This is a genomic window from Mycobacterium barrassiae, assembly GCF_025822765.1.
Lineage (GTDB): Bacteria > Actinomycetota > Actinomycetes > Mycobacteriales > Mycobacteriaceae > Mycobacterium > Mycobacterium barrassiae.
This window is the reverse complement of record NZ_JACKUK010000023.1, coordinates 310,336-333,012: the sequence shown is the minus strand read 5'-3', so window position 1 is coordinate 333,012 and position 22,677 is coordinate 310,336. Positions and strand designations below refer to the sequence as shown.

The 22,677-nt window shown below is 65.7% G+C and carries 25 protein-coding genes; 14 read left to right on the top strand and 11 right to left on the bottom strand.

Translation table 11 applies throughout. From position 1 onward, the window contains the following. Positions 1–6: 6 nt before the first annotated feature. Together H7J93_RS11970 and H7J93_RS11965 are read right to left on the bottom strand one after the other, a co-directional pair. Positions 7–984 carry an arginase family protein gene (locus H7J93_RS11970; RefSeq protein ID WP_267306498.1) on the bottom strand — a complete coding sequence of 326 codons (978 nt, stop codon included), beginning with the start codon at positions 982–984 and terminating at the stop codon, positions 7–9. Between the two features lie 110 nt (positions 985–1,094). Next, complete coding sequence (locus tag H7J93_RS11965; RefSeq protein ID WP_267306497.1) at positions 1,095–1,529, bottom strand: MarR family winged helix-turn-helix transcriptional regulator; 435 nt, start codon at positions 1,527–1,529, stop codon at positions 1,095–1,097. A 36-nt stretch (positions 1,530–1,565) separates the two neighbouring features. On the opposite strand from H7J93_RS11965, the gene H7J93_RS11960 reads away from it, so the two are divergent. The 5 genes from H7J93_RS11960 (at position 1,566) to H7J93_RS11940 (ending at position 5,669) form a co-directional block, all read left to right on the top strand. Beyond that, positions 1,566–2,243, top strand: coding sequence for a class I SAM-dependent methyltransferase (locus tag H7J93_RS11960; protein ID WP_267306496.1), 678 nt, complete (start codon positions 1,566–1,568; stop codon positions 2,241–2,243). Positions 2,244–2,329: 86 nt separating this feature from the next. After that, the gene (gene pyrH, locus H7J93_RS11955; protein ID WP_267306495.1) at positions 2,330–3,139 is read left to right on the top strand and encodes a UMP kinase; all 810 of its coding nucleotides are present in this window, start codon (positions 2,330–2,332) and stop codon (positions 3,137–3,139) included. Positions 3,140–3,180: 41 nt separating this feature from the next. Then, complete coding sequence (gene frr, locus H7J93_RS11950; RefSeq protein WP_267306494.1) at positions 3,181–3,738, top strand: ribosome recycling factor; 558 nt, start codon at positions 3,181–3,183, stop codon at positions 3,736–3,738. Continuing rightward, positions 3,738–4,616 (top strand): phosphatidate cytidylyltransferase, encoded by an 879-nt coding sequence (locus tag H7J93_RS11945; protein WP_267306493.1) that lies wholly within the window; start codon positions 3,738–3,740, stop codon positions 4,614–4,616. Before frr ends, H7J93_RS11945 begins: the two co-directional genes overlap by 1 nt. Positions 4,617–4,673: 57 nt before the next feature. After that, positions 4,674–5,669, top strand: a complete 996-nt coding sequence (locus tag H7J93_RS11940; RefSeq protein ID WP_267306492.1) for an LLM class flavin-dependent oxidoreductase — start codon at positions 4,674–4,676, stop codon at positions 5,667–5,669. Here H7J93_RS11940 and H7J93_RS11935 read toward each other — a convergent pair. Further along, the gene (locus tag H7J93_RS11935; protein WP_372507860.1) at positions 5,594–6,541 is read right to left on the bottom strand and encodes a DMT family transporter; all 948 of its coding nucleotides are present in this window, start codon (positions 6,539–6,541) and stop codon (positions 5,594–5,596) included. The genes H7J93_RS11940 and H7J93_RS11935 overlap by 76 nt on opposite strands. Positions 6,542–6,610: 69 nt before the next feature. Between H7J93_RS11935 and rlmN the strand changes: the two genes are divergently transcribed. Further along, positions 6,611–7,735, top strand: coding sequence for a dual-specificity RNA methyltransferase RlmN (rlmN, locus tag H7J93_RS11930; RefSeq protein WP_267306491.1), 1,125 nt, complete (start codon positions 6,611–6,613; stop codon positions 7,733–7,735). 140 nt (positions 7,736–7,875) lie between these two features. Here the strand turns inward: rlmN and H7J93_RS11925 are convergent, their stop codons facing one another. From H7J93_RS11925 to H7J93_RS11910, 4 genes are read right to left on the bottom strand one after another with little or no spacing between them, the layout of a single operon-like run. Then, positions 7,876–8,286, bottom strand: a complete 411-nt coding sequence (locus H7J93_RS11925) for a nuclear transport factor 2 family protein (protein ID WP_267306490.1) — start codon at positions 8,284–8,286, stop codon at positions 7,876–7,878. Continuing rightward, positions 8,283–9,767 (bottom strand): aldehyde dehydrogenase family protein, encoded by a 1,485-nt coding sequence (locus tag H7J93_RS11920; protein ID WP_267306489.1) that lies wholly within the window; start codon positions 9,765–9,767, stop codon positions 8,283–8,285. Before H7J93_RS11920 ends, H7J93_RS11925 begins: the two co-directional genes overlap by 4 nt. Before the next feature lie 56 nt (positions 9,768–9,823). Beyond that, entirely contained in the window at positions 9,824–10,372 is a 549-nt protein-coding gene (locus tag H7J93_RS11915) for a TetR/AcrR family transcriptional regulator (protein ID WP_267306488.1), read from the bottom strand. Between the two features lie 45 nt (positions 10,373–10,417). After that, positions 10,418–11,521, bottom strand: a complete 1,104-nt coding sequence (locus H7J93_RS11910; RefSeq protein WP_267306487.1) for a phosphotransferase — start codon at positions 11,519–11,521, stop codon at positions 10,418–10,420. A 55-nt stretch (positions 11,522–11,576) separates the two neighbouring features. Here H7J93_RS11910 and H7J93_RS11905 point away from each other — a divergent pair, with 55 nt between their 5' ends. The 3 genes from H7J93_RS11905 (at position 11,577) to H7J93_RS11895 (ending at position 15,108) form a co-directional block, all read left to right on the top strand. Next, positions 11,577–12,758, top strand: a complete 1,182-nt coding sequence (locus H7J93_RS11905; RefSeq protein WP_267306486.1) for a CaiB/BaiF CoA transferase family protein — start codon at positions 11,577–11,579, stop codon at positions 12,756–12,758. A gap of 143 nt (positions 12,759–12,901) precedes the next feature. Continuing rightward, positions 12,902–14,035, top strand: coding sequence for an Rv3169 family protein (locus H7J93_RS11900; RefSeq protein WP_267306485.1), 1,134 nt, complete (start codon positions 12,902–12,904; stop codon positions 14,033–14,035). Next, positions 14,032–15,108 (top strand): phosphotransferase family protein, encoded by a 1,077-nt coding sequence (locus tag H7J93_RS11895; RefSeq protein WP_267306484.1) that lies wholly within the window; start codon positions 14,032–14,034, stop codon positions 15,106–15,108. The genes H7J93_RS11900 and H7J93_RS11895 overlap by 4 nt, the downstream gene beginning before the upstream one ends. Positions 15,109–15,116: 8 nt before the next feature. On the opposite strand, the gene H7J93_RS11890 is transcribed toward H7J93_RS11895, so the two are convergent. Beyond that, positions 15,117–16,166: a phosphotransferase gene (locus H7J93_RS11890; protein ID WP_267306483.1), complete on the bottom strand. Its 1,050-nt coding sequence runs from the start codon at positions 16,164–16,166 to the stop codon at positions 15,117–15,119. Continuing rightward, complete coding sequence (locus H7J93_RS11885) at positions 16,163–16,711, bottom strand: TetR/AcrR family transcriptional regulator (protein WP_267306482.1); 549 nt, start codon at positions 16,709–16,711, stop codon at positions 16,163–16,165. Before H7J93_RS11885 ends, H7J93_RS11890 begins: the two co-directional genes overlap by 4 nt. Before the next feature lie 44 nt (positions 16,712–16,755). Between H7J93_RS11885 and H7J93_RS11880 the strand changes: the two genes are divergently transcribed. The 3 genes from H7J93_RS11880 to H7J93_RS11870 are packed head-to-tail and all read left to right on the top strand — an operon-like array spanning position 16,756 to position 19,028. Next, complete coding sequence (locus H7J93_RS11880) at positions 16,756–18,009, top strand: cytochrome P450 (RefSeq protein ID WP_267306481.1); 1,254 nt, start codon at positions 16,756–16,758, stop codon at positions 18,007–18,009. An 8-nt stretch (positions 18,010–18,017) separates the two neighbouring features. Next, the gene (locus H7J93_RS11875; RefSeq protein ID WP_267306480.1) at positions 18,018–18,209 is read left to right on the top strand and encodes a ferredoxin; all 192 of its coding nucleotides are present in this window, start codon (positions 18,018–18,020) and stop codon (positions 18,207–18,209) included. 42 nt (positions 18,210–18,251) lie between these two features. Continuing rightward, positions 18,252–19,028 (top strand): MarP family serine protease, encoded by a 777-nt coding sequence (locus H7J93_RS11870; protein ID WP_308204913.1) that lies wholly within the window; start codon positions 18,252–18,254, stop codon positions 19,026–19,028. 4 nt (positions 19,029–19,032) lie between these two features. On the opposite strand, the gene H7J93_RS11865 is transcribed toward H7J93_RS11870, so the two are convergent. Then, complete coding sequence (locus H7J93_RS11865) at positions 19,033–19,848, bottom strand: thioesterase family protein (protein ID WP_267306479.1); 816 nt, start codon at positions 19,846–19,848, stop codon at positions 19,033–19,035. Beyond that, the gene (locus tag H7J93_RS11860; RefSeq protein ID WP_267306478.1) at positions 19,845–20,690 is read right to left on the bottom strand and encodes an SMP-30/gluconolactonase/LRE family protein; all 846 of its coding nucleotides are present in this window, start codon (positions 20,688–20,690) and stop codon (positions 19,845–19,847) included. The genes H7J93_RS11865 and H7J93_RS11860 overlap by 4 nt, the downstream gene beginning before the upstream one ends. 49 nt (positions 20,691–20,739) lie before the next feature. Between H7J93_RS11860 and H7J93_RS11855 the strand changes: the two genes are divergently transcribed. Beyond that, positions 20,740–21,444 carry an NIPSNAP family protein gene (locus tag H7J93_RS11855; RefSeq protein WP_267306978.1) on the top strand — a complete coding sequence of 235 codons (705 nt, stop codon included), beginning with the start codon at positions 20,740–20,742 and terminating at the stop codon, positions 21,442–21,444. Further along, a complete protein-coding gene (locus H7J93_RS11850; RefSeq protein WP_267306477.1) occupies positions 21,441–22,676 on the top strand; it encodes a cytochrome P450 in 1,236 nt (411 codons plus the stop codon). The genes H7J93_RS11855 and H7J93_RS11850 overlap by 4 nt, the downstream gene beginning before the upstream one ends. Position 22,677 lies beyond the last annotated feature (1 nt).

Here is a 22,677-nt window from a genome sequence, read left to right as displayed (position 1 = left end):
CCGGCGTTACCTCGTCTTCGCGACACCCTCAGCCATGACCGTGACGATCTCGTGCATGATCGCGCTGATGTGCAGTGCGGTGATCTGCGACGGATCGAGATGGGGGACGAAGCACACGATGTCACCGCCGACCACGTCCATGCCGCGGAAGCTGCGCAGAATCTTCTGCATCTCCCGCATGGTCAGGCCGCCCGCCTCCGGGTCGGCGACGGCGGGCGCGTCGCTGAGTGTCAGCACGTCCAGGTCCACCGTCACGTATACCGGTCCGTCGCCGATCACTTTGCGAATCTCTTCGATCGCGGCGGGGATGCCGATGTCCTCGATCTCGTCGAGCGTGAGCAGTCGATACCCGGCGTCCTTGGAGTAGTCGTCCATGTTCGGGTGCACCATCGGGCCGTTGAGGCCGACGTGCACGTAGCGCGACGCGTCGATCAAGCCTTCTTCATTGCCGACTCGGAAGCCGTTACCGGCATGGCAGTGCACGCCCGCTGAATCACCGTAAGTGTCTGTGTGCGAGTCGAAATGGATGATCCCGATCGGCCCTTTGCGCCGCGAGTTCGGCCCTGCGATGGCCCGCAGCACCGGCAGTGTGCAGGCGTGGTCGCCGCCGATCGTGAACGGCAGCGCCCCGGCGGCGTCCATCCGTGCGTAGAACTTCTCGATGTCTAGAACCGCTTGATCGGCGATCGTCGGGGTGGGGATCGGTACATCCCCGAAGTCACGGATCCGGGCCAGCTCGAAGGGGTTGATCCCGAACTCGCGGTGGCCGCGGTGGTACGCCTGCGATCGGTGCCGGACAGCGCGCGGTCCCAGATACTGCGTCCGTTCGACCGGGTTGATCGCCAGCGGCAGTCCCACCAGCGCGATGTCCGCCTTCGTGAAATCCGTCTCGATCTCACATCCCAGCAACCTCGGGAAGCCGCTCCAGTAGAAGTATCCTTCGAGCAGTTCGATGGCCTCATCAGCGCTAGGGGTAAAGCTCATAGGCGTTAAGCTCTCTCATCGAGTCGGTTAGCAAAGCCGCGGAGGGTCGCCGCGCACCCCTTTATAGCAAAAATTATCGCCCACGTTAGTTAATTCGAAGCGAGTGTGGCTCAGTCGGATCCGAGTGCCACCAGAATGCGCTTGAACTCCCGGCGCTGCTCCGCGGTCAACCCCGCCATGAGCTTCCGTTCCGCGGCGCGTACGCCGGCGTCGGTGCGCTTCAGCAGCTCTTCGCCTTCGCGGGTCAACGTGGCCGGCAGCGACCGCCCCGACGCGACGCTCGTCGGTCGGGTGACGAGCCCGCGGCTTTCGAGTCGGCGCAGCACCATGTTCATCGCCTGCGGGGTGACGTTCGTATCGCGGGCGAGGTCCGCGTTCGAGCGGCCTGGGTACTTCGCCAGGAATCGCATGCAGATGTATTGCGGGAAGGCGATTCCCAGCGGCTCGAGGACGGTCGCCGTCAACTCCGCGCGCAGCGCATTTCCCACGCGGGTCAGGAGATAGCCCAGCGGCTGATCCTCGAGCAGCTCTTCCATATCAATCATCTTGACACATATCAACCACGTTGATATACCGGAGCCATGACTCGACCCACGAATGAGATGTTCGAATCCGCGTACCGCGGAGACGCACCCGAGATGGCCGGCGCGAAGCCGCCGTGGAGCATCGGTGAACCGCAGCCGGAACTCGCCGCGCTGATCGAACAGGGCAAGTTCACCGGTGACGTCCTCGACGCCGGTTGCGGTGAGGCCGCCATCTCGCTGCATCTGGCGGAACGGGGGTTCACCACGGTCGGGCTGGATCAGTCGCCCACCGCGATCAGCCTGGCCAGGGCCGAAGCCGCCAAGCGCGGCCTGGACAACGCCACCTTCGAGGTCGCCGACATCAGTGACTTCGGCGGCTATGACGGCCGGTTCTCGACGATCGTCGACTCGACGTTGTTCCATTCGATGCCCGTCGAACTGCGCGAGGGCTATCAGCGGTCGATCGTGCGGGCCGCGGCACCGGGCGCGTCGTACTTCGTGTTGGTCTTCGACAAGGCCGGTATGCCAGACGGCCCGGCCAACCCCGTCACCGAGGACGAACTGCGGGACGTCGTCTCCAAGTACTGGATCATCGACGAGATCAGGCCCGCGCGAATCCACGGCGTCTTCCCTGAGGGGTTCGAGGAATTCTTCCCCGTGACCGACGTACGGGAGGAGCCGAATGGGCGCAGGTCGATGCCTGCCTTCAGGCTGAGCGCACACTTGCCGGGCTGATCCGCCACGCGCGACCCCGGATGCCGGTCTCGAGGCCGCCATGAGGCAGGATTAGGGGAGTCTCAGCGAGGACCCGAAGGAGTCGGATGGCGGAATCAAATGTCGCCGGCCCGGCGGTTCCGGAGCCGACCAGCTCCAACGGTGCCGCCCCCGCTTCCTCATCCGATCCGCACGCCGATACAGCGCTTCGGCCGGTGTACTCCCGCGTGCTCCTCAAGCTCGGCGGGGAGATGTTCGGCGGTGGGGAAGTGGGCCTGGACCCTGACGTCGTTCACCAGGTGGCCCAACAGATCGCCGAAGTCGTTCGCAGCGGTGTGCAGGTGGCCGTCGTCATCGGTGGCGGCAACTTCTTCCGCGGTGCCCAACTGCAGCAGCGGGGCATGGAGCGAACCCGCAGCGACTACATGGGCATGCTCGGCACGGTGATGAACAGCCTTGCGCTGCAAGACTTCCTGGAGAAGGAAGGTATTCAGACCCGCGTTCAGACCGCGATCACGATGGGCCAGGTCGCCGAACCGTACATCCCCCTTCGCGCCCGTCGACATCTCGAAAAGGGCCGGGTGGTCATCTTCGGCGCAGGCATGGGCCTGCCGTACTTCTCGACCGACACCACGGCCGCGCAGCGGGCGCTCGAGATCGGCGCCGAGGTGGTGCTGATGGCCAAGGCCGTCGACGGCGTCTTCACCGCCGATCCGAGGGTGGATCCCAACGCCGAACTGTTGACCGCGATCAGCCACCGTGAGGTGATCGACCGCGGTCTGAAGGTCGCCGATGCGACCGCGTTCAGCCTGTGCATGGACAATGGCATGCCGATCTTGGTGTTCAACCTGCTCACCGATGGCAATATCGCGCGTGCGGTCGCAGGTGAGAAGATCGGAACACTGGTCACCACGTAATACGGACGCGCCCGCGAGGAGCCCGTCATGAGGAGAGCAACGTGATCGACGAAACCCTCTTCGATGCCGAAGAGAAGATGGAGAAGGCGGTGGCAGTGGCGCGCGACGACCTGTCGTCGATCCGTACCGGCCGCGCCAACCCGGGCATGTTCGCCCGCGTGAACATGGACTACTACGGTTCGCCCACGCCGATCACGCAGCTGTCGAGCATCAACGTTCCCGAGCCGCGGCTGGTCGTCATCAAGCCGTACGAGGCCAACCAACTGCGCAACATCGAAGAAGCGATCCGCAACTCCGACCTCGGTGTGAACCCGACGAACGATGGGAACGTCATTCGGGTGTCCATTCCGCAGCTGACCGAGGAACGCCGTCGTGACCTGGTGAAGCAGGCCAAGGCCAAGGGCGAGGACGCCCGGGTGTCGGTACGCAACATCCGCCGCAAGGCGATGGAGGAGTTGCACCGCATCAAGAAGGACGGCGAGGCGGGCGAGGACGAGGTGAGCAGGGCCGAGAAGGATCTCGACAAGATCACCCACACCTACACCAATCAGATCGACGAACTGGTCAAGCACAAAGAAGGCGAGTTGCTGGAGGTCTAGTGACCGATCAGCACAGGACTCCCGTGGCAGATACGCCGGTCGAAGGGCCGCCCAAGAAGAAGTCCCGGGCCGGTCGCGACCTGCCCGCCGCGATCGGCGTCGGCGTTCTGCTCGGCGCGATCGCGATCGGCGTCCTGATCTTCTGGCCCATCGGGTGGATACCGGTGCTCGCGATCGCGATCCCGATCGGTATGTACGAGGTCATCAGCCGGCTTCGTGAGGCCGGCTACGCCCTTCCCGCGATACCACTGCTGCTCGGCGGCCAGGCGATGATCTGGTTGACGTGGCCCTTCGGCCCCGCCGGTCTGCTGGGTGCCTACGCCGGAACGATCGTGGTGTGCATGGTGTGGCGCCTGGTCGGGCAGGGGCTTCGCGAGCAGCCGGTGAACTATCTGCGCGACCTCTCGGCCTCGGTGCTGCTCGCGACGTGGGTCCCGCTGTTCGCGAGTTTCAGTGCGCTGCTGATCTTCCAGGACGAGGGCGGGCGCCGCGTGTTCGCGGTGATCGCGACGGCGGTGTTCGCCGACATCGGCGGCTACGTGGCGGGCGTGTTGTTCGGCAAGCATCTGATGGTGCCCGCGATCAGCCCGAAGAAATCGTGGGAAGGCCTGGGCGGCTCACTGCTGTTCGGGATCGGCGCGGCGGTGTTCTCGGTGGTGTTCCTTCTGCACAACCAGTGGTGGGTCGGGATCCCGCTGGGTCTGCTGTTGGTCATCACGGGCGTGCTGGGCGACCTCGTCGAGTCGCAGATCAAGCGCGACCTCGGGATCAAGGACATGGGCAAGCTGCTGCCCGGCCACGGGGGCATGATGGACAGGATCGACGCGATGCTGCCCGCAGCCGTTGCGGGCTGGATCGTCCTCACTCTGCTTGCGTGACAGCGCCTTTCGCCTTCTGGCCCAGCATTATTCGCAGTTGAGGTAGCGTTTGCGCGCATGAAATTGTCGTGCGCACTGGTGACCAACGTCGACTCACCGGACCTCATCGCGGAGGCGGAACGCCTTGGTTATCACCGGGCGTGGCTGTATGACTCCCCGGCCATCACGTCGGACGTGTGGATGGCGTTGGCGCTCGCCGCCGAGCGCACGTCGAGGATCGGACTCGGTCCCGGCGTCCTCGTACCGAGCCTGCGGCACCCGATGATCAACGCGGCGGCGATCGCCAATCTCACCGCGCTGGCGCCCGGTCGTGTGGCGGTGGCCGTCGGTTCCGGGTTCACCGGTCGATACACGCTCGGGAAACGACCCCTGCGCTGGGCGGTGGTCGAGGAGTACGTGACGACGCTGCGGGCGCTGCTGCGCGGCGAGACCGTCGAGTGGGACGGTGCCGCGATCCGCATGATGCATGCGGACGGCTTCCTACCGGACCGGCCCGTCGACGTCGAGGTGTTCATCGGCGCCGACGGACCCAAGGGCACCGCCGTCGCCGAACGCGTCGGCGACGTCGTGTTCGCGGCGGGAGTGCCCAATCCGGCGGCGGCCGGCCGGCCCTATGCGCTTCTCCAGTTCGGAACGGTCCTCGAGGATGGCGAAGACCTGCGCAGCCAGGCGCTGTTGGATCGAGCCGGGCACGGCCTCGCAGTGGTGTTCCACGCCATGTACGAGCGGATGGGCGCCGATGCGATGCTCGAACTTCCGGGCGGACCCGAGTGGGTGGCTGCCATCAACGCGATTCCACCGCCCGAGCGGCACCTCGTCACGCACGAAGGCCACCTGGTGCGGTTGACGGCAGTCGACCAGGAAGCGGTGCGGATCGCCGCCGACCTACTGCCGCAGTTCACCTTCACCGGAACCGCCGCGCAGCTGCGGGACCGGGTCGCCGAATACGAGGCGGGCGGCGTGACGGAACTCGTCTATCAGCCGGCGGGTCCGGACGTCGCAGGCGAGTTGGCCCGCATGATGGAGGCCGTCGGCTCCGCCACCGAACGCTGAGCTTTGCTCCTGGCGTTGAGCCAACACGCGGCTGCACCGATGATGAGGCCGGCGGCGATCCCAATGTCGGGGCGCTGACCCAGCATCACCCACGACAGCACACCCGCCACCGCGGGGATTACGGCGAACAGCATCGCCACGGCTGCGGCGCCGTATTCGTTGATGCCGCGGACGTACAGGGTCATCGACAGCACCGCGTTCAGCAGGACGACGGCCGCGACGGCACCGACCGCCTTCCACGGGTCAGTCACCGTCCACGGCATCACCGCGGCCAACGCGGCCACCGGCAGGATGCATGCGCCGTTCTGCAACGCCGCCGTCGCCCGGAAGTCGACGCCGGAGCAGAACCGCTGCTGGTACACGCCGCCTGCGGCGACGCTGAACAACGAGACGAGGATCAGCAGGACGGCCGGGTCGATGCCGCCGACGGCGATCAGCCGTGCCGCGCAGGACGCGAGAACGGCCAGCACACCCAGCACGAGTGCCCCGATCCGCGTCCAGGTGAGGCCCTCGTTGAGGAACATCGCCGCGAGGACCGCCGTGACGACGGGATTCATCGAGATGATCACGGCCCCGAGCACCGCAGGAGCACCGTGCATGAGCGCCACATACAAACAGGTGAACAGCAGGCCCTGGGCGAGGAGTCCGCTGATCAGGACATGCACCAGCGCGCGGCCTGTGGGCCAGCTCACCTTCGCCAATTTGGCCCACGCGGCCAGGATCGCGGCGGCCAGACCGAACCGAAATACCAGGACCGCCATCGGCGACATCGCCGAAACAGCAAGCGCGCCAACGGGATAACCCAGCGCATAGAAGAACGTCAAGGTCGACGCTGCTCCCAGCGGCATGGTCCTGGTGGGCATGCGGTCCATAGTTGCGGCCAACGCCGAAGTTCGCGAATTAATTTCGGGCGCTCGGCAATGAGATACTGGCAACAGCTCATGGCCACCTCTCTGCCCCTCGTCTTCGACCCGCCGCGACGCGCAATGCCGCCGCGTCACCTCGCCGACCTCGATGAAGACGCGCGCACCGCCGCCGTCGCGGAGCTCGGGCTGCCCGCTTTTCGGGGTAAACAGCTGGCCAACCAGTACTACGGACGACTGATCGCCGACCCGCACGAGATGACCGATCTGCCCGCGGCGCTGCGCGATCAGATCGCGGATGCGCTGTTCCCGAAGCTGCTGGACCCGGTGCGGGAGATCGAATGCGACTCGGGGGAAACCCGCAAGATGCTGTGGCGCGCGGTCGACGGCACAACGTTCGAGTCGGTGCTGATGCGCTATCCGCAGCGCAATACGGTGTGTATCTCGTCGCAGGCCGGCTGTGGAATGGCGTGCCCGTTCTGCGCGACGGGCCAGGGCGGGTTGCAGCGCAACCTGTCGACGGCGGAGATTCTCGAGCAGGTGCGGGCCGCAGCCGTCGAATTGCGCGATCGCGACGGTGACGGGATCGCGCCGCCCGCGCGCGGCGGCAGGCTGTCGAACATCGTCTTCATGGGGATGGGCGAGCCGCTGGCCAACTACAACCGGGTGCTCGCTGCGGTGCGTCGCATCACCGCGGCGCCGCCGAACGGATTCGGGATCTCGGCGCGATCGGTGACGGTGTCGACGGTCGGGCTGGCGCCGGCGATCCGCAAGCTGGCCGACGAACGCCTCGGTGTGACGCTCGCGCTGTCACTGCATGCGCCCGACGACGAACTGCGCGACACGCTGGTCCCGGTGAACAGTCGCTGGAAGGTGTCCGAAGCGCTCGATGCGGCAAGGTATTACGCGGATGTGACGGGACGGCGGGTGTCGATCGAATACGCGCTCATCCGTGATGTCAACGATCAGCCGTGGCGGGCGGACCTGTTGGGTAAGCGGTTGCACGGAGCGCTGGGACCCCTCGCGCACGTCAACGTCATTCCGCTGAATCCGACGCCGGGCAGTGAGTGGGACGCCAGTCCGAAGGCCGCCGAGCGGGAATTCGTCAGGCGGGTCCGGGAACGCGGGGTGTCATGCACCGTGCGCGACACGCGTGGCCGCGAAATCGCCGCCGCCTGTGGTCAATTGGCCGCCGAAGGCTGAGTTGATCCCGTCGAGACTGCGCACAGATCGCGGTTCGGCGTAAAACCGCGATCTGTGAGCAGTCTCGACGCCGGGGCCGGGGCCGCGACGCTAACCACCAAATGCAGGGGTTTACTCGAACTTCTTCTGCAGAACGTGGTTCACGATGCGCCGGCCTGGTTGACGAACCACATGTTCTCCTCGACCAGTCGGCGGCTGCGCCAACCATCGGAGGTGTGTACCAGTTCGTGGTGGTAGTAGCCGCCGCACGAACTCATCTCAGCCATGCCGGGCAACTGCATCGGGTTGTAGAACATCGCGCGAACCGCCGCGGTGTCGCCGGAGATCTCACTTTCGATGTTCGTGATGTAGTGCATGCTCCACGGGATCACGCCGAAATTCGCCGCGAACCAGTCGACGACCTCATCGCGACTGCCCACGATGGCGCCCGCCGACGAATAGTCGATGTGCGCGTCGTCGGTGAACACCGACCGATACAGCTCCCAGTCCTTGGTGTCGACGGCGCGGGCGTATCGATATAGCAGTCGGGCGATTTCGGTCTCGTCGCTCATTCGGGCATGCCGATGGTCTTGGCCTCCAGGTACTCCTTGTAACCCTCTTCGCCGTTGCGGTAGCCCAGCCCGCTCTGCTTGGTGCCACCGAACGGGCTGGTGATGCCGAAGTGGCTCTTGCCGTTGATGGTGACGTTGCCGGTCCGCATCCGCGTGGCCACCTCGAACGCCCGGTCCAGGTCGCCGCCGCTGACCTCGCCGGAGAGACCGTAGATCGAATTGTTGGCGATCGCGACCGCTTCGTCGTCGGTGTCGTACGGCGTCACCGTCAGCACCGGGCCGAAGATCTCCTCCTGCGCCACCTGCGAATTCGGATCCACATCGGCCAGCAGCGTGGCCTGCGTGTAGTAGCCCTTCGGCAGGTTCTCCGGGATTCCGCCACCGGTCACCAACCGTGCACCCGAGTCGATGCCGCTCTTGATCAGGCCGAGCACCTTCTGGCGCTGGGTCTCGCTGATCTGCGGACCCTGCATGTTGCCCGGCGTCCACGGGTCACCGACGGGGAAGCTCTCCATCATGTTCTTGAGGATCTCGATGCCTTCGTCATACCGGCTGCGCGGCAACAGGATCCGGCTCGGCAGGATGCACGACTGACCGCTCATCACACACGCCATCATCGCCGCCATCGACAGCGCCGAGTTGAAATCGGCGTCGTCGAGCACGATGTGCGCGGACTTGCCGCCCAGCTCCAGCAGCGTCTTCTTCACCGTCGGCGCACCCGCGGCAAGGATCGCGCGGCCGGTCGCCGTCGAGCCCGTGAAGGTGATCATGTCGACCCGCGGATCGGCCGACAACGCCGCGCCCACCTCGTTGGCATTGGAGACCACGACGTTGAACACCCCGGCGGGGATGTCGGTCTCCTCGGCGATGATGCGGCCGAGTTCACTGCCCGACCACGGCGTCAACTGCGCGGGTTTCAGCACGACCGTGTTGCCCGCCATCAACGCAGGCACCGTCTCCGCGATGTTGAGGTAGAACGGCACGTTCCACGGCGTGATCGCGCCGACCACCCCGACGGGCTCGTAGTGGATCTTGCGCCGTGCCGGGCCGAGCTGGGTGGGATGCACGCCGGTGTCGACCAGGTAGTCGAAGTTCTTGCCGTGCTCGGCCCAGTGCTTGACCTCGTCGATCGGACTCTCGATCTGACTGCCTGACACCGTGACGGGACAGCCGACCTCGGTGATGAGGATGCGACGCAACCGCTCCTTCTCCTTCTCCAGCGCGGTGTGCAGCTGCGTGAGGCAGTGATAACGGAAGTCGAGGTCGCGCGACCATTCGCCAGCATCGAACGCGCGCCGCGCGGCAGCGACCGCGCGCTCCATGTCCTCGACCGTTCCGTCGGTCGCCTGGCCGGCGACTTCCTCGCTGGCCGGGTGGATCACGTCGAATTTCGCACCGCTACCGGTGAATTGCAGTTCGCCGTCGATGAGCATCCGCTCTTCGCCGGCCAACACTCCTGTTTCGTCCTGCACGCTGGTCATGTGCTCAGCATTACAAACTTTGACGGAAGTGTCACTACTTCGGCGCAGACGGGGGCTCAGCCTGGTTGTTTGATGCCCGCCGCGTGTCGGAGTTGCGCCAAGAACTGGTCGTCGTCATCGCTGCGCACGATGTAGTGCGATATCGCGACGCGAATTGCGGTGGCCGCCTTGACTCCTCCGTTGGGACCGCTCAACAGCTTCTCCAGGCGGGCACGCATGATCGGCAGGATTCGCCCCAGCTGCCCGATCACGACCTCGGGTTCGATGTCGACGAGCCGCACGCCCGAGTACGAGTGCTGGTACTCGACGATGAACCGCAGCGCGGCATCGAGTTTCTCCGTGCCCCGCAGCCCGGCCGTGGCCTTGCTGATGCCGTTGTCGAACATCTCGCGCTCGTACACCCCGAACGCATCGAGCAGTTCCTGCTTGGAGGCGAACCAGCGGTACAGCGTGGGCCGCGAGACCCCGGCCTGCAGCGCGACCTCCGAGAGGCTGAGCTTGGTCTGTCCGCTGCGGGCGAGCACCTCGGCGGTCGCGACGAGGATCCGGTGTCGAGTCGAGGTGTCCTCGACGGCTCCGGTTGCATCGCGCAGCGGTTCGTTCACGTCAGTGGCCTCAATCGCTTGGGTTCCATGATGGTAGTGCGTCAGTCACAGGGCTTTCCTGAGGACGGCGACCGTGTCGAGGTCCTCCAGCGCCGCGACGGCGCGCCGCAAACCTTCTAACGCGATCCCTTCGTCCTGCATGCCCCCCATTCCGGCGGTGATCAGGGCGGCGACGTAGGCGTACAGCGCGCCCTGCCGGTAGCGCGTCCACAGGTCGTCGCGATCCAGGTCCGGCCCGCCCGCGGCCGCCAGCGCGCGGCGATACCCGTCGAGGATGTCGCGCTCATTGGCCTGTCGGTCCTCGGTCGTCATGCTCGTGACCAGGGTGTATGCCAGTTCGCGGCTCGGGTGGCCGCGCCGCACGGCCTGCCAGTCCAACAGGCCCGCCGCGCCGTCGCGGAAGTAGACGTTGCCCGGGTGGGCGTCGCCGTGCATGACCGTGTGCGGTGGCGTGTCGATCAGCCGCGCGACCGCGCGATAGTTCTTCTCGATGAACCGCCCCCGTTCGACGGGGATGTCGGTGCGTTCGGCGATGCGGCGCGACGAGGTCTTGAGCAGCGGACCCGTCAACAGCGAGGCACTGTCCGCGGAGGCGGAGTACAGCCAGTCGGGGATCCGGCCCCAGAACTTCCCGTGCAGCCGGGCCAGGAGTTCCACGATCAGGCCGGCCCGCTCGGTACTGAGCGGATGAAGCGTGTCGGGGAATTCGCAGTCGTATGCGGCGAGATCCTCCAGCACCAGGACGAAGCGCCCGGTCACTGGGTCGAATACAGATCCGTAGGAGGCGGGGAGCCCATCGAGTTGCGGGGACAACTCGCGGTAGAACCGGGTCTCGGTTGCGGCGAGCCGGCCCATCTCGCCCATCAGGCGGGTGGCGACGGTTTCGGCGGACATCTTGACGAACACCGATTCCGGGACGCCGTCGCCGGTGAGCGCGAGCCTGGCGCGCGACGACGTGCCCGCGTCGCCGCTGATGACCGACATCGACGTGACCGTTCGGCCCATCACCTGGGACAGGTATGTTGCGTCGAGTTCGTCGATGGTGCGGGGGAGGGATCGAACCCGGCCGATGGCGGCGTCGGTGACGATACGTTGTACCCCGCGTCCGATATGCGCGGCGAGGCCGACGGCGGGCGCGACTCGATTCACCTCGCCAGTTTACAAATTTGCTATGATTTGTAAAGCCACTCGAAAGGGTTCCCCGATGGCCGGACCGTTGGAAGGCATCAGAGTCGTCGAACTCGGTGTGTGGGTCGCGGGTCCGGCGGCCGGTGGAATTCTGGCGGACTGGGGCGCCGATGTCGTCAAGATCGAACCGCCGACGGGCGATCCGGCGCGGATGTTCGGCCGGATGCTGGGCGTTGAGGACGGCTCCAGCCCGCCCTTCGACATGGACAATCGCGGCAAGCGCAGCATCGTGCTCGACGTGACGACCGACGAGGGGAGGGCGACGGCGCGTGAATTGCTAAGCGACGCCGACGTTTTCCTCACGAACGTGCGACCTGGTGCGCTCGCGCGGTTGGGTCTGGACTTCGAGTCGGTCGCGACGGACAATCCGGCCCTGGTCTACGGCCTCATCACCGGGTACGGCGAAACGGGCCCCGACGCCGACCGCGCGGCATTCGACGTCGCCGCCTACTGGGCCAGATCGGGTCTGGCGCATCTGTTGACGCGGCCCGGCGACACCCCGCCGTTTCAGCGCGGCGGAATGGGTGACCACACCGCGGGCATGACCCTGGCCGGTGCGGTCTGCGCGGCACTGGTGTCACGCGGGCGCACCGGCCGGGGGCAGATGGTGAGCACGTCGCTGTACCGGCAGGGCGTCTACACCGTGAGCTTCGATCTCAACACATTCCTGATGACGGGCAACCCCATCGCGATCGGCCAACGCGAGACGATGGGCAATCCGTGTATGAACAACTACGCCGCCGGGGACGGCCGCCGGTTCTGGATCGTGGGACTGCAGGCCGGCCGGCACTGGCCACCACTGTGTCGCGCCGTCGGGCGGAACGGCTGGCTGACCGACCCCCGCTTCGACACACCGCTCAACCGGGCGATCAACGCGCGGGAGTTGATCGCCGAGCTCGACGAGATCTTCGCGACCAAGACGCTCGCCGAGTGGGCCGAAATCTTCGCGGGCGAACCGGAATTGTTCTGGTCACCCATCAACTCGCTCGAAGACGTGCTCGGCGACGAACAGTTCCACGCCGCGGGCGGCATCGTCAATGTGCCCGACGGCGAGGGAGGCATCCCGATGGTCGCCTCGCCCGCCGACTTCCACGGCACGCCGTGGCAACCGCGTTCGCCCGCACCGGAACTGGGGCAACACACCGCCGAGGTGCTCGCCGAACTGGCGGACCGTCAGCGCACGAAACGTTCGACGTAGGGCGCGAAGCGGCGACGCAGCTCGTCCCTGGCCCGCCAGATGTGAGATCAGTCCCCCGAGTCGCTACTTTACAGATTCCGCCAATAATGTCACGCTCTGTGAATCGCCGCCAACGGGGGCGCGTCGATCACGAGAGGGCAGGCATGGGCTATTCCGCCGCAGACGAGTCGTTCACTCACCAACTGCCTCGGCCATTCGACGAGGTGCATCACCCAGACTCGACCTGGTCGGACCGGTGCTACTTCTTCGCCGCCTCGCCCGATGGGGATCTGCTCCTGGCATCTGGATACGGCAACAATCCCAACACCAAGTCCGGCCTCGGCTACGTCAAGGTGACATTCGCGGACGGGCGCCACTACGACCTGCTGGCCGGCCGACCGGTCGACGGTGGCGGACGCGCCGAGGTCGGCGCAGGCCCGATGCGGTGGACATGCGTCGAACCGCTGAAGAAATGGAAGCTCGAGGTCGAGCCCAACAACTCGGGGATCGCCTGGGAGTTGCACTACGAACCGACCGCCCCGATGTGGGAGCTCCTGCCGCTCAAGGTAACTGGCAAGAACGGCCGTCTCATCGCGGATATGTACCACATGAAGGAGCCGGGGAAGTGGACCGGTTGGGTCGAGGTCGAGGGTGAACGGATCTCCGTCGACGGATTTCACGGCGGTCGGGACCGAACCTTCGGTGTGCGCGTGGCTGACGAGATCGACTTCTGGCTGTGGCTCGACGCGGGATTCGAGGATCGTGCCATCGAAGCCTGGATCTTCGAGACCGCCGACGGCACAGTGACCTATGTCGACGGCGGCATCACCCACAACGACGGCACCCTGTCGAAGCGTTTCGTGAAGATCGAGCACGACGTCGAATTCGATGGTGACCGTAAGCGGCCTGCCCGGGCAGTGCTGGTATTCACGGACGAGGACGGGGCGCAGTATCGCGTCACCGCTGAGTCGCCGCACCAACACGTCAACGCCTACTACGGGCTACCGATGTCGAAGTGCACCTATGAAGACCTCGGTGGGGGTGCGTACTTCATCCATTTCCGCTGGGACAGCAATGATCGCGACGAGCTGGTCGAGAACGAAGACAAGGCGATGGCCGTCGATCAGTTGATGCGGTTCGACTTCGACGGCCGCATGGGGTGGGGCATCTTCGAAATCCTGATGGGGGGAGATGCATACCCTCGCTACCCGAATTGGTCTCCGATGGACATGTCGAAGTTCAAACAGGGCAGGAAAACGGTCGACCGTGGGGCAGTACGGAGAGCAGACAAGCGATGAGCTACGCCGACGACGTGCGTGATCAGCTTGCCGGATGGCTGCGTACCCAGCTTGAAGATGTCGACGACCTACGGCTCGAGGGACTCGATCGTGTGGAGTTCGGTCATTCGGCCGAGATGATGGTGTTGACGATCGTCGCGGGCGGAGAGAGCCGCGACGTCGTGCTTCGGCTACGGCCGCCATCACCGGCACTCCTCGAACCCTATGACCTCGCAAAGCAATTCACCGTGCTGCGCGCGTTGGAAGGCTCGAATGTGCGGGTGCCGCGTGCGCTGTGGCTCGAGGATTCCGGTGATGTCTTGGGCCGGCCGTTCTTCGTCATGGAACGGTTGCCGGGCACCGTCTACGAGATGGACGCACCACAAGGACCGGAGGTCGGTGCCGCCGGAGTCGCGCGGATGTGCGAAAGCATGGCCGAGCAGCTCGCCGCGATCCACACCGTCGACATCGTCGCCGTGAACCTGGAATCCCTCGACGACGGCCCCAGCCACTTGGACCGCGAAATCGAGCACTGGACTTCGGAGATGCAACGGGTCAAGCGCGGTACGCTGCCGGCTCTCGAGCGACTGCAGCAAGAACTCAAGGCCACTCAACCCGCGTCATCGGCGGCTGTCACTCTGGTCCACGGCGATGCCAAACCGGGCAACTTCGCCTTCGTCCGCGATGAGGTGAGCGCGGTGTTCGACTGGGAGTTGACCACCGTCGGCGATCCACTGACCGACATCGGATACCTGGAGTTGTTGTGGCGCATGCCGGTCGGGATTCCCAGCCATGAGGCGGCGATGACGATTGACGGTCTCCTCGCGCACTACGCCGCAGCCGGTGGAGTCACCGTCGTCAATCGCGAGTGGTACCGGGCGCTGGCGGCCTTCAAGCTCGCGGTGATCAATCTGATCGGCTCACGGCTGTTCGACGACGGAGTCACCGACGACCAGCGTTTCATGCTGAATGCCTACGGCATTTCGATGTTCACGAAGATGGGCCTTGATGATCTCGGGGTCACCGAGCAACTCGACGACGGCCCGGTGCTGCCCAGCGAGGAACGGATGAAGGCCGTGCAGTCGGCGCACTAGGCGTTCAATCAGCTGAGCCGCTCCTCGAGCAGGCCGACAGAGTCGAGATCCTCGATGGCCTGTGTGGTGCTTGCCATGGCCGCAAGGGATACGTCGATCGGTTGCCACTGCGATCCCATCGCCGCGGTGGACGCGGCGGCAATCCATGAGTACACCGCGAACAGCCGGTACTGCTCATGCGCTGTGGCTGCGTCGAGTCCGACGCCGTTGCGCGCCAGCGCAGACCGATACCGCGTCAGTAGTGCCTCCTCCTCGGCGCGCCGCGTTTCGATCGGCAGCGAGTTGCACAGGAAATAGCCGACATCGCGCACTCCTGGACCCCGACCGGCGACCGCCCAGTCGTAGAAACCGGTACGACTTCCGTCGACGAACAGATTGCCGCTGTGGGTGTCGCCATGGATCAGGGTGCGCTCGCCCTCGGCGAACAGTGCCACGATATCGAGTGACCGCGAGGCGTAGAGGTCACCGAGGCGACGGAACACCGCCGGCATGTCATCTGCGAACTGCTCGAGCGCGGAGACGATGAACTGCGCACGGCGGGAAGCGGTTTCCGAATCTGCCGGTTTGCGTTTCATCCCCTTGGCCGTGCGCAGCCACGCCAGGTCGCGGCCCTGAAACGCGGCGTGCAGCAGCGCCATCTCATCCATCGCCGATGCCGCGACGTCGACGATGTCGTCATCGCTCGGGGTGGGGAAGCGACAACCCGCGGCGGTGAGATCCTCGAGCACCATCACGAACGACCCGTCGAATTCGTCGTAGTCGGAATGAAACACCGTCGGCGCCCGCACAGGAAGGTCCCTACCCACTTCGGCGTAGAGCCTCGCTTCGGCCACGCCAAGACCGATCTGACGCAGGAAAGTGCGCTGCTCTTCGGCGAACGGTTGCAGCTTGACGAACACGGTCTCCGGAACGTCCGGCGACGACCCGGTCAACCCGATCCGGGCACGACCCGTGGTGCCGGAATGTGCGTCCAGGATCTCCACCGCGTCCACGCCGACGTTCAACGCGTCGGTGAACCATTCGGGGGTGAGCTCGTCGACGGTAGACGGGATTGTCACTGCGTACCCCCGGGAGGGTGGTGCTTGACACGGGCGGCATGCCGAAGCTGATCGAGGAAGTCGCCGTCGTCGTCGCTGCGCACCACGTAGTGCGAAATCGCCACGCGTACAGCCGTCGACACCGCCAGGGCGGCATCGGGACCCTGTGCGAGGCGCTCGAGTCGCTGCCGCATGAGCGGAATGACCCGTGACAGCCGCCGCAGGACCTGCGCAGGCTCGATGTCGATCATGCGCAGCCCCGGATAGGACTGCTGATAGTCCACGATCACCCGAAGCGCGGCATCGAGCTTCTCTTCCGCCGGAAGATCGGCGGTCGCATCCGACACCGCGCGTTCGTAGAACTGCCGCTCCCACACCACGAACGCTTCGAGCAGATCCTTTTTCGAATCGAACCACCGATAGAGCGTGGGCCGAGATACGCCGGCCTGCGAGGCGACCTCCGACAGGCTGAGTTTCGTCATCCCGTTGCGGCCGAGAACTTCCGCGGTGGCGGCGAGAATTCGCTGTCGCGTCGAGCTGTCGGTCTCGACCCACGGTTCGTCCATCGCCATAGCTTTACAAATTTTTGAGGAAGTGTCACGCTGATTCTGTGACAGCCCCACCCGTGCAGGTACGCGAATACAGCCAGTTCGACATCACCTCGCACGACTTCTGGAGTCGGCCGTTCGACGAACGTGACGAGGTTTTCGCCCGGCTGCGGGCGGGTGACGGTCTTACCTGGCACCGCCCGTTCGACTCGCTGTTCCCGATGGAAGAACCCGGCTTCTGGGCGTTGACGCGCCGCGCCGACATCGCGTTCGTCAGCCAGCATCCCGATCTGTTCACCTCGGCACAAGGCATCGCGCTGAACCCGATGCCCGCTGAGATCCAGCGGTTCGCGTCGTTCTTCCTCAGCATGGATCCGCCCCAGCACACCGTGTACCGGAGGCTCATCAGTTCGGCGTTCACGCCGCGCAACGTCCGCCAGATCGAGGAGCAGATCCAGCGCAACGCCGTCGCGATCGTCAACGATCTCGTCGGCGCGGGCGACGTCGATTTCGTGGCCGCCTGCTCGGCGCGACTGCCGATGCTGACCATCATGGACATGCTCGGCGTGCCGACCGCAGACCAGCCGGCGGTGGCCTACGCCGCCGAGAAGCTGTTCGGCATGAGCGACGACGAGTACGCCACGCCCGAGGAGCGGGCCGAGGACCCGATCGCGCAGATCACGCTGCTCTCCAACACGGGGATCGAGTTGGCGCAGTTCCGGCGCAAGAACCCCGGCGACGACCTGATGACGGCCATCGTCAACGCCGAGGTCGACGGGCACCGGCTGACCGACGAGGAGATCGGTGCCTTCCTGATCTTGTTGGCGTCGGCCGGCAACGACACGACCAAACAGGCCACCACGCACGCGATGATGGCTCTGGTTGCCAATCCCGCCCAGCGCGACTGGCTGATGGACGATTTCGAGAACCGCATCGGGACCGCCGTCGAGGAATTCGTGCGGTGGTCCTCGCCGGTGCTGCAGTTCGCCCGCTTCGCGACCCAGCACACCGAGATCAACGGTCAGCCCGTGCAGGCAGGCGAGAAAGTGGGCCTGTTCTACTGCTCGGCCAACCGTGATGAGGCCGCCTTCGCCGATCCGGGTGTCTTCGACCTGTCGCGTTCACCCAATCCACATCTCGGCTTCGGCGGCGGGGGTCCACACTTCTGCCTGGGTAACCAACTGGCCAAGACAGAGCTGCGAAACTTGTTCCGCGAGTTGCTGACTCGCTTGACCACCATCGAGTTCGGCGAGCCTGACCTGCTGTACAGCAACTTCGTCCACGGTGTCAAACGCCTACCTGCCTGCGTTCGATAGGAGTGCTCATGAGGGTGGAAGTGGACCTCGACAGGTGCACCGGCCACGGCATCTGCGAATCGATCGCCGAAGACGTGTTCGAGGTGTCCGACGACGGCATCGTCGTGATCCACGACAGCGAACGGCCCGAAGCGGATCGCGATCGCATGCAGCAGGCCGTGACGCAGTGTCCCGTCTCGGCGTTGCGCCTCGCCGACTGAGCAACGCGCCGCCGGCGGGCCATTAGGTCTATCGTTTTGTCGGTGAGGTGGATTCAACTCGGATTCGCACTACTCGCGGTCACCCTGGGGCTGGGCGCCCTGGCCGGCCGCGGCACCTACCCGGAATCGGTTTACCGCGCGACCGAGTTGACCGAGCCGATCAGCCAGGTGGTCAGCGTGGAACCACCCGATGCCACGCTGGCCCGCGATGCTGTCGTCGACACTGCAGCGCACAGCGTGGTCAAGGTTGAAAGCACCTCATATGCGTGCCTGACGCTCATGTCGGGCAGCGGCTTCGTCGTCGCGCCGCAGCGTGTGATGACCAACGCGCACGTGGTGGCGGGTGCCGACGGCGTCACCGTCTCGGTCGACGGCCATAAATTCGAGGCGACAGTGGTGGCCTACGACCCGGCCGCCGACATCTCCGTGCTGGACGTCCCCGGCCTGCAGGCGCCGCCACTGAACTTCGCCGACGACATCGCATGGCGCGGCACCGACGCCGTCGTGCTCGGGTATCCCGGCGGCGGGCCGTTCGTCGCCTACCCGGCACGGGTGCGTGAAGTCGTCCAACTCAACGGACCGGACATCTACCGCACCACGACCGTCTTCCGCGAGGTCTACACCATCCGAGGCAAAGTGGGGCGCGGCGACTCCGGCGGACCGCTGATAGACCGCGACGGCCGGGTGCTCGGCATGAGTTTCGCCACGGCGATGCACGATCCGGAAATCGGCTTCGTCCTCACTTCGAAGCAGGTCTACCCCCACGTCATCGACTCGGTTCCGGCGGAGCCGGTCGCGACGGGCGCGTGCGTACGCTGACGGCTCAGCGGCCCGGCATCGGACGGACCAGCACCGACTCCTGAATCGCGCCGACCGGACCCGACTCGTCGAACAGGGTGCCGATCGTCGTACCGATCCCGTCGGGCCCGTAGTTCGTCTCGGCGCGTATTCCGATCCACTCGCCCTCCGGAAGACGGTGCACGTGCACGACGAGGTCGGTGTTCATGAACGTCCACCGCCTGATGTCGAGCTTGGTGCCGATGCCGTTGGCATCGTCGGCGACCGCGAACAGCCGCTCAAGGGCGGTCATGGTCTCGCCTTTGACGAGGTCGACCTCCGGGCGAATCCAGGATTCACCGGGCCCGTCGCTCATCGGCTCCGTCAACCACCGCCAGTCGAGGCTGTGCACATAGTTGCGGTCCCAGTCCTTCTTCATATCGCGGCTGCGCGCCTCGGCAAGAGGCCGCAGCGGCGGTGCCGACGTGTGGACGATCGCAGCGGTGTCCATGGTCTTCATCCGCCAGCCGCTGGCCCGCGCCACCGCGCGTGGCCCACCGTCACGCCCAGGTGCCAGCATCTCGGCGCTGACGAGCTCGATCTGCTTGCCGGAACGCTCGATTCGCGATCGTACCCACAGATCTCCCTCGGCGGGCACAGCCCCGAGAAGGTCGATCATCACGCGGCTCAGGCGGGTGTCGTCCCGGGCCTCACACCGCTCCAGCGCGCGCACCAGCAGCGCCGACGGTGGCGCACCGTGCTGGATCTCGGCCGACCAGGTACTGCGCACCAGATCGGTCGCGGCAAACTTCTCACCCAGTGGGTCGTCGCCGTCGATCAACTCGTAGTAGGAATCGCTCACGGCAGCCCGGCTCCCGGGACGGCGACGGTCATCGCGTCCAGGCGTGACCCCGTCGTTCCGATCAGCCGCTCCGGATACGCGTCCGTACTGGTCAGCAGGAACAGGGTGCGCCGTTCCGGCCCGCCCAGCGCGCAGGCGATCGCGATGCGGTCACCCATCTCGATCCGGTCGGTGACATCGGCTTTGCCACCGCCCTCGACGATCCGCTCGAACTGATTGGCCAGGGTCATCGCCACCCATACGCCGCCTTCGGCGTCGAGGCAGATGCCGTCGGGCGGCCCGTCGAGCCCGTCGGCGAAGCTCCGCCGGTCGCTGAGCGACCCGTCGGTGCCGATGGTGAACGCGGTCAATCGCCTGCCCGTCGACTCGGCGACGATCAGCGTGGCGTGGTCCGGCGTGATCACCATCCCGTTCGGGAAGTCGAGGTTCGCGGCGACGATCGTCACCGACCCGTCGGGATCGACACGGGCGATGACGCCACCCTCACGAGCCTGGACTCCGACGTATGCGCGGCCGGCGGCGTCGACGACCATGTCGCCGAGGTCCGCAGACACGTGGCCGGAAAGATCGGCGAACGGTTCGACGGTGTAGCCGTCGTAGCGCAGCAGCCGCCGGTGTGCGCCGGACACGATCAGCAACGTCCCGTCGGGTCGGAACCCGAGGCCGGACGGGCGGTGACCGGGAAGCGGCAGCGTGGTCAGGTCGCCGAGCAGGTTGACGGTGTGCACCGCCTCGCCCAGCATGTCCGAGAACCACAGCAATCCCTCGAACCACCGCGGGCCCTCGCCGAAGCAGAAACCCTCGGCCAGTGTCGTCAGCGTGTCGGCACCTTTACAAATCACGGCACAAGTGTCACGCTCGCAGGGTGCGACTGTCAACTGGGTGCCTGCCTTGAAGAAGTTCTACGGCCACACGCTTCTCTACCTTCACGAGACGATTGCCTTGGGTGAAGGGCGCAGCGATCGCTTCATAGAGGTCTTCGGCGAGGTCTATCAGCCGATGATGGAGGACCTCGGCGCGCGCCTGTTCGCGATATGGGAGACCACGCCGTACAACGGGCATTGGCCGCAGGTGACGATCATCTGGGAGATCGACGCGTTCGCCGACTATGCCCGCATCGGACGGGCGCAGGCGCGCGGCGGTAGCCACGCGGGCGCGGCGGCCAAATGGTCGACGTTCCTCGCCGAGATCCGCGCATCCGGTGAGGGCCGAATCATGTACGCCGGCAAGTACAACCGGACGCTGGCTCAGCTGAAGGAGACCGGATTCGGTGCAGGCCTGGTGATCCAGGAGATCATGCAGACCAAGCCGGGGCGCCAGGACGACTACATCAGGGAACTCGAGCGGCTGTACGTGCCGTGGTCGGAGCGCACCGGAAAGCGTTGGCTTGGTTCGTTCATCACGACCTTCCGATTCAACGAGGTGATCCACTACTGGGCGCTCGACGGCGACTGGGACTGCTTCGAAAACCACTACCCGTCGTGGAAGGAGAGCCCGCCCGCGGAGATCGTCACCTGGATGAGCGTCGCGCCCGCGCTGCGTGACGGCTGGGAGGACTCGATACTGCAGGCGCTACCCCCGTCCCCGCTCCAATGAACTCACAAGCGACGCAGACGATGCCGAAGTTCTCCTACGATCCGTTCGATCCCGCGGTGATGGCCGACCCGCCGTCGTACTACCGCGTGCTGCGTGACGAACATCCGGTGTACTACATCGACAAGTGGGACACCTTCGCGTTGTCGCGGTTCGAGGACATCTGGCAGGTGTTGGGGATCAACGACGGAACGTTCGTCGCCTCCGAGGGAACACTGCCCGCGGCAACGGTTTTGGCGAAGAGGAACGACGGTCCGGTGCCCGATCCGCCGCTGCACCCGTTGCCGTTTCACGCGAACTTCGACGCCCCGATCTATGACTCGGTGCGGCGGTGCACGTCGAGCCAGTTCCGGCCGAGATCCGTTTCCACGTGGGCGGATCGGATCCGCACCCTGGCCAATGAGCGACTCGACGAACTACTGCCGCGCGGGACGTTCGACCTGACGCAAGACTATGGCGGCATCGTCGCGGCGTCGGTGGTATGCGAATTGGTCGGGCTGCCGGTCGATTTGGCGTCCGAGGTGCTGGCGACCGTCAACGCCGGGAGCTTGGCGGAGCCGGGCAGCGGGGTGGAGGTGGCCAACGCCCGGCCCGGTTATCTGGAATATCTGGTTCCGATCATCGAACGCAGGCGTGCCGGCGAGGGCGCTGAACTGCCGATCGCCGACGCGCTCATCGACTATCGCCTTCCCGATGGTTCCGCGCTCTCCGACATGGAGGCGGCGGTGCAGATGCTCGGCGTCTTCATCGGCGGCACCGAAACCGTGCCCAAGATCGTCGCGCACGGACTCTGGGAGTTGGGCAGGCATTCCGACCAGTTGACAGCCGTACGTTCCGATCTCGACGCCAACGTCCCCGTCGCGCGTGAGGAGATGATCCGCTATTGCGCACCCGCGCAATGGTTTGCGCGCACGCTGCGCAAACCGTTCACCCTGCACGACACGACGATGAATCCCGGCCAGCGGGTCATCACGCTGCTCGCCTCGGCCAACCGCGACGAGCGCGAGTATCCCGAGCCCGAAGAATTCATCTGGGACCGCCGCATCGAACGTCTGCTGGCGTTCGGCCGCGGGCAGCATTTCTGCCTCGGCGTGCACATGGCCCGCCTCGAAATCGCGGTCATGGTCACCGAATGGCTCAAGCGGGTGCCGGACTGGCGGATAATCAGCGAGGGCGCCGCGCGCCCGCCGTCGAGCTTCCAGTGGAGCTGGAATAACCTGCCGGTGGAGGTGTGAG

Coding starts and splice junctions, on each gene's coding strand:
- H7J93_RS11970 (WP_267306498.1), bottom strand. CDS start 984: ATGAGCTTTACCCCTAGCGCTGATGAGGCCATCGAACTGCTCGAAGGA.
- H7J93_RS11965 (WP_267306497.1), bottom strand. CDS start 1,529: ATGATTGATATGGAAGAGCTGCTCGAGGATCAGCCGCTGGGCTATCTC.
- H7J93_RS11960 (WP_267306496.1), top strand. CDS start 1,566: ATGACTCGACCCACGAATGAGATGTTCGAATCCGCGTACCGCGGAGAC.
- pyrH (WP_267306495.1), top strand. CDS start 2,330: ATGGCGGAATCAAATGTCGCCGGCCCGGCGGTTCCGGAGCCGACCAGC.
- H7J93_RS11940 (WP_267306492.1), top strand. CDS start 4,674: ATGAAATTGTCGTGCGCACTGGTGACCAACGTCGACTCACCGGACCTC.
- H7J93_RS11935 (WP_372507860.1), bottom strand. CDS start 6,541: ATGGACCGCATGCCCACCAGGACCATGCCGCTGGGAGCAGCGTCGACC.
- rlmN (WP_267306491.1), top strand. CDS start 6,611: ATGGCCACCTCTCTGCCCCTCGTCTTCGACCCGCCGCGACGCGCAATG.
- H7J93_RS11925 (WP_267306490.1), bottom strand. CDS start 8,286: ATGAGCGACGAGACCGAAATCGCCCGACTGCTATATCGATACGCCCGC.
- H7J93_RS11920 (WP_267306489.1), bottom strand. CDS start 9,767: ATGACCAGCGTGCAGGACGAAACAGGAGTGTTGGCCGGCGAAGAGCGG.
- H7J93_RS11905 (WP_267306486.1), top strand. CDS start 11,577: ATGGCCGGACCGTTGGAAGGCATCAGAGTCGTCGAACTCGGTGTGTGG.
- H7J93_RS11900 (WP_267306485.1), top strand. CDS start 12,902: ATGGGCTATTCCGCCGCAGACGAGTCGTTCACTCACCAACTGCCTCGG.
- H7J93_RS11895 (WP_267306484.1), top strand. CDS start 14,032: ATGAGCTACGCCGACGACGTGCGTGATCAGCTTGCCGGATGGCTGCGT.
- H7J93_RS11885 (WP_267306482.1), bottom strand. CDS start 16,711: ATGGACGAACCGTGGGTCGAGACCGACAGCTCGACGCGACAGCGAATT.
- H7J93_RS11875 (WP_267306480.1), top strand. CDS start 18,018: ATGAGGGTGGAAGTGGACCTCGACAGGTGCACCGGCCACGGCATCTGC.
- H7J93_RS11850 (WP_267306477.1), top strand. CDS start 21,441: ATGAACTCACAAGCGACGCAGACGATGCCGAAGTTCTCCTACGATCCG.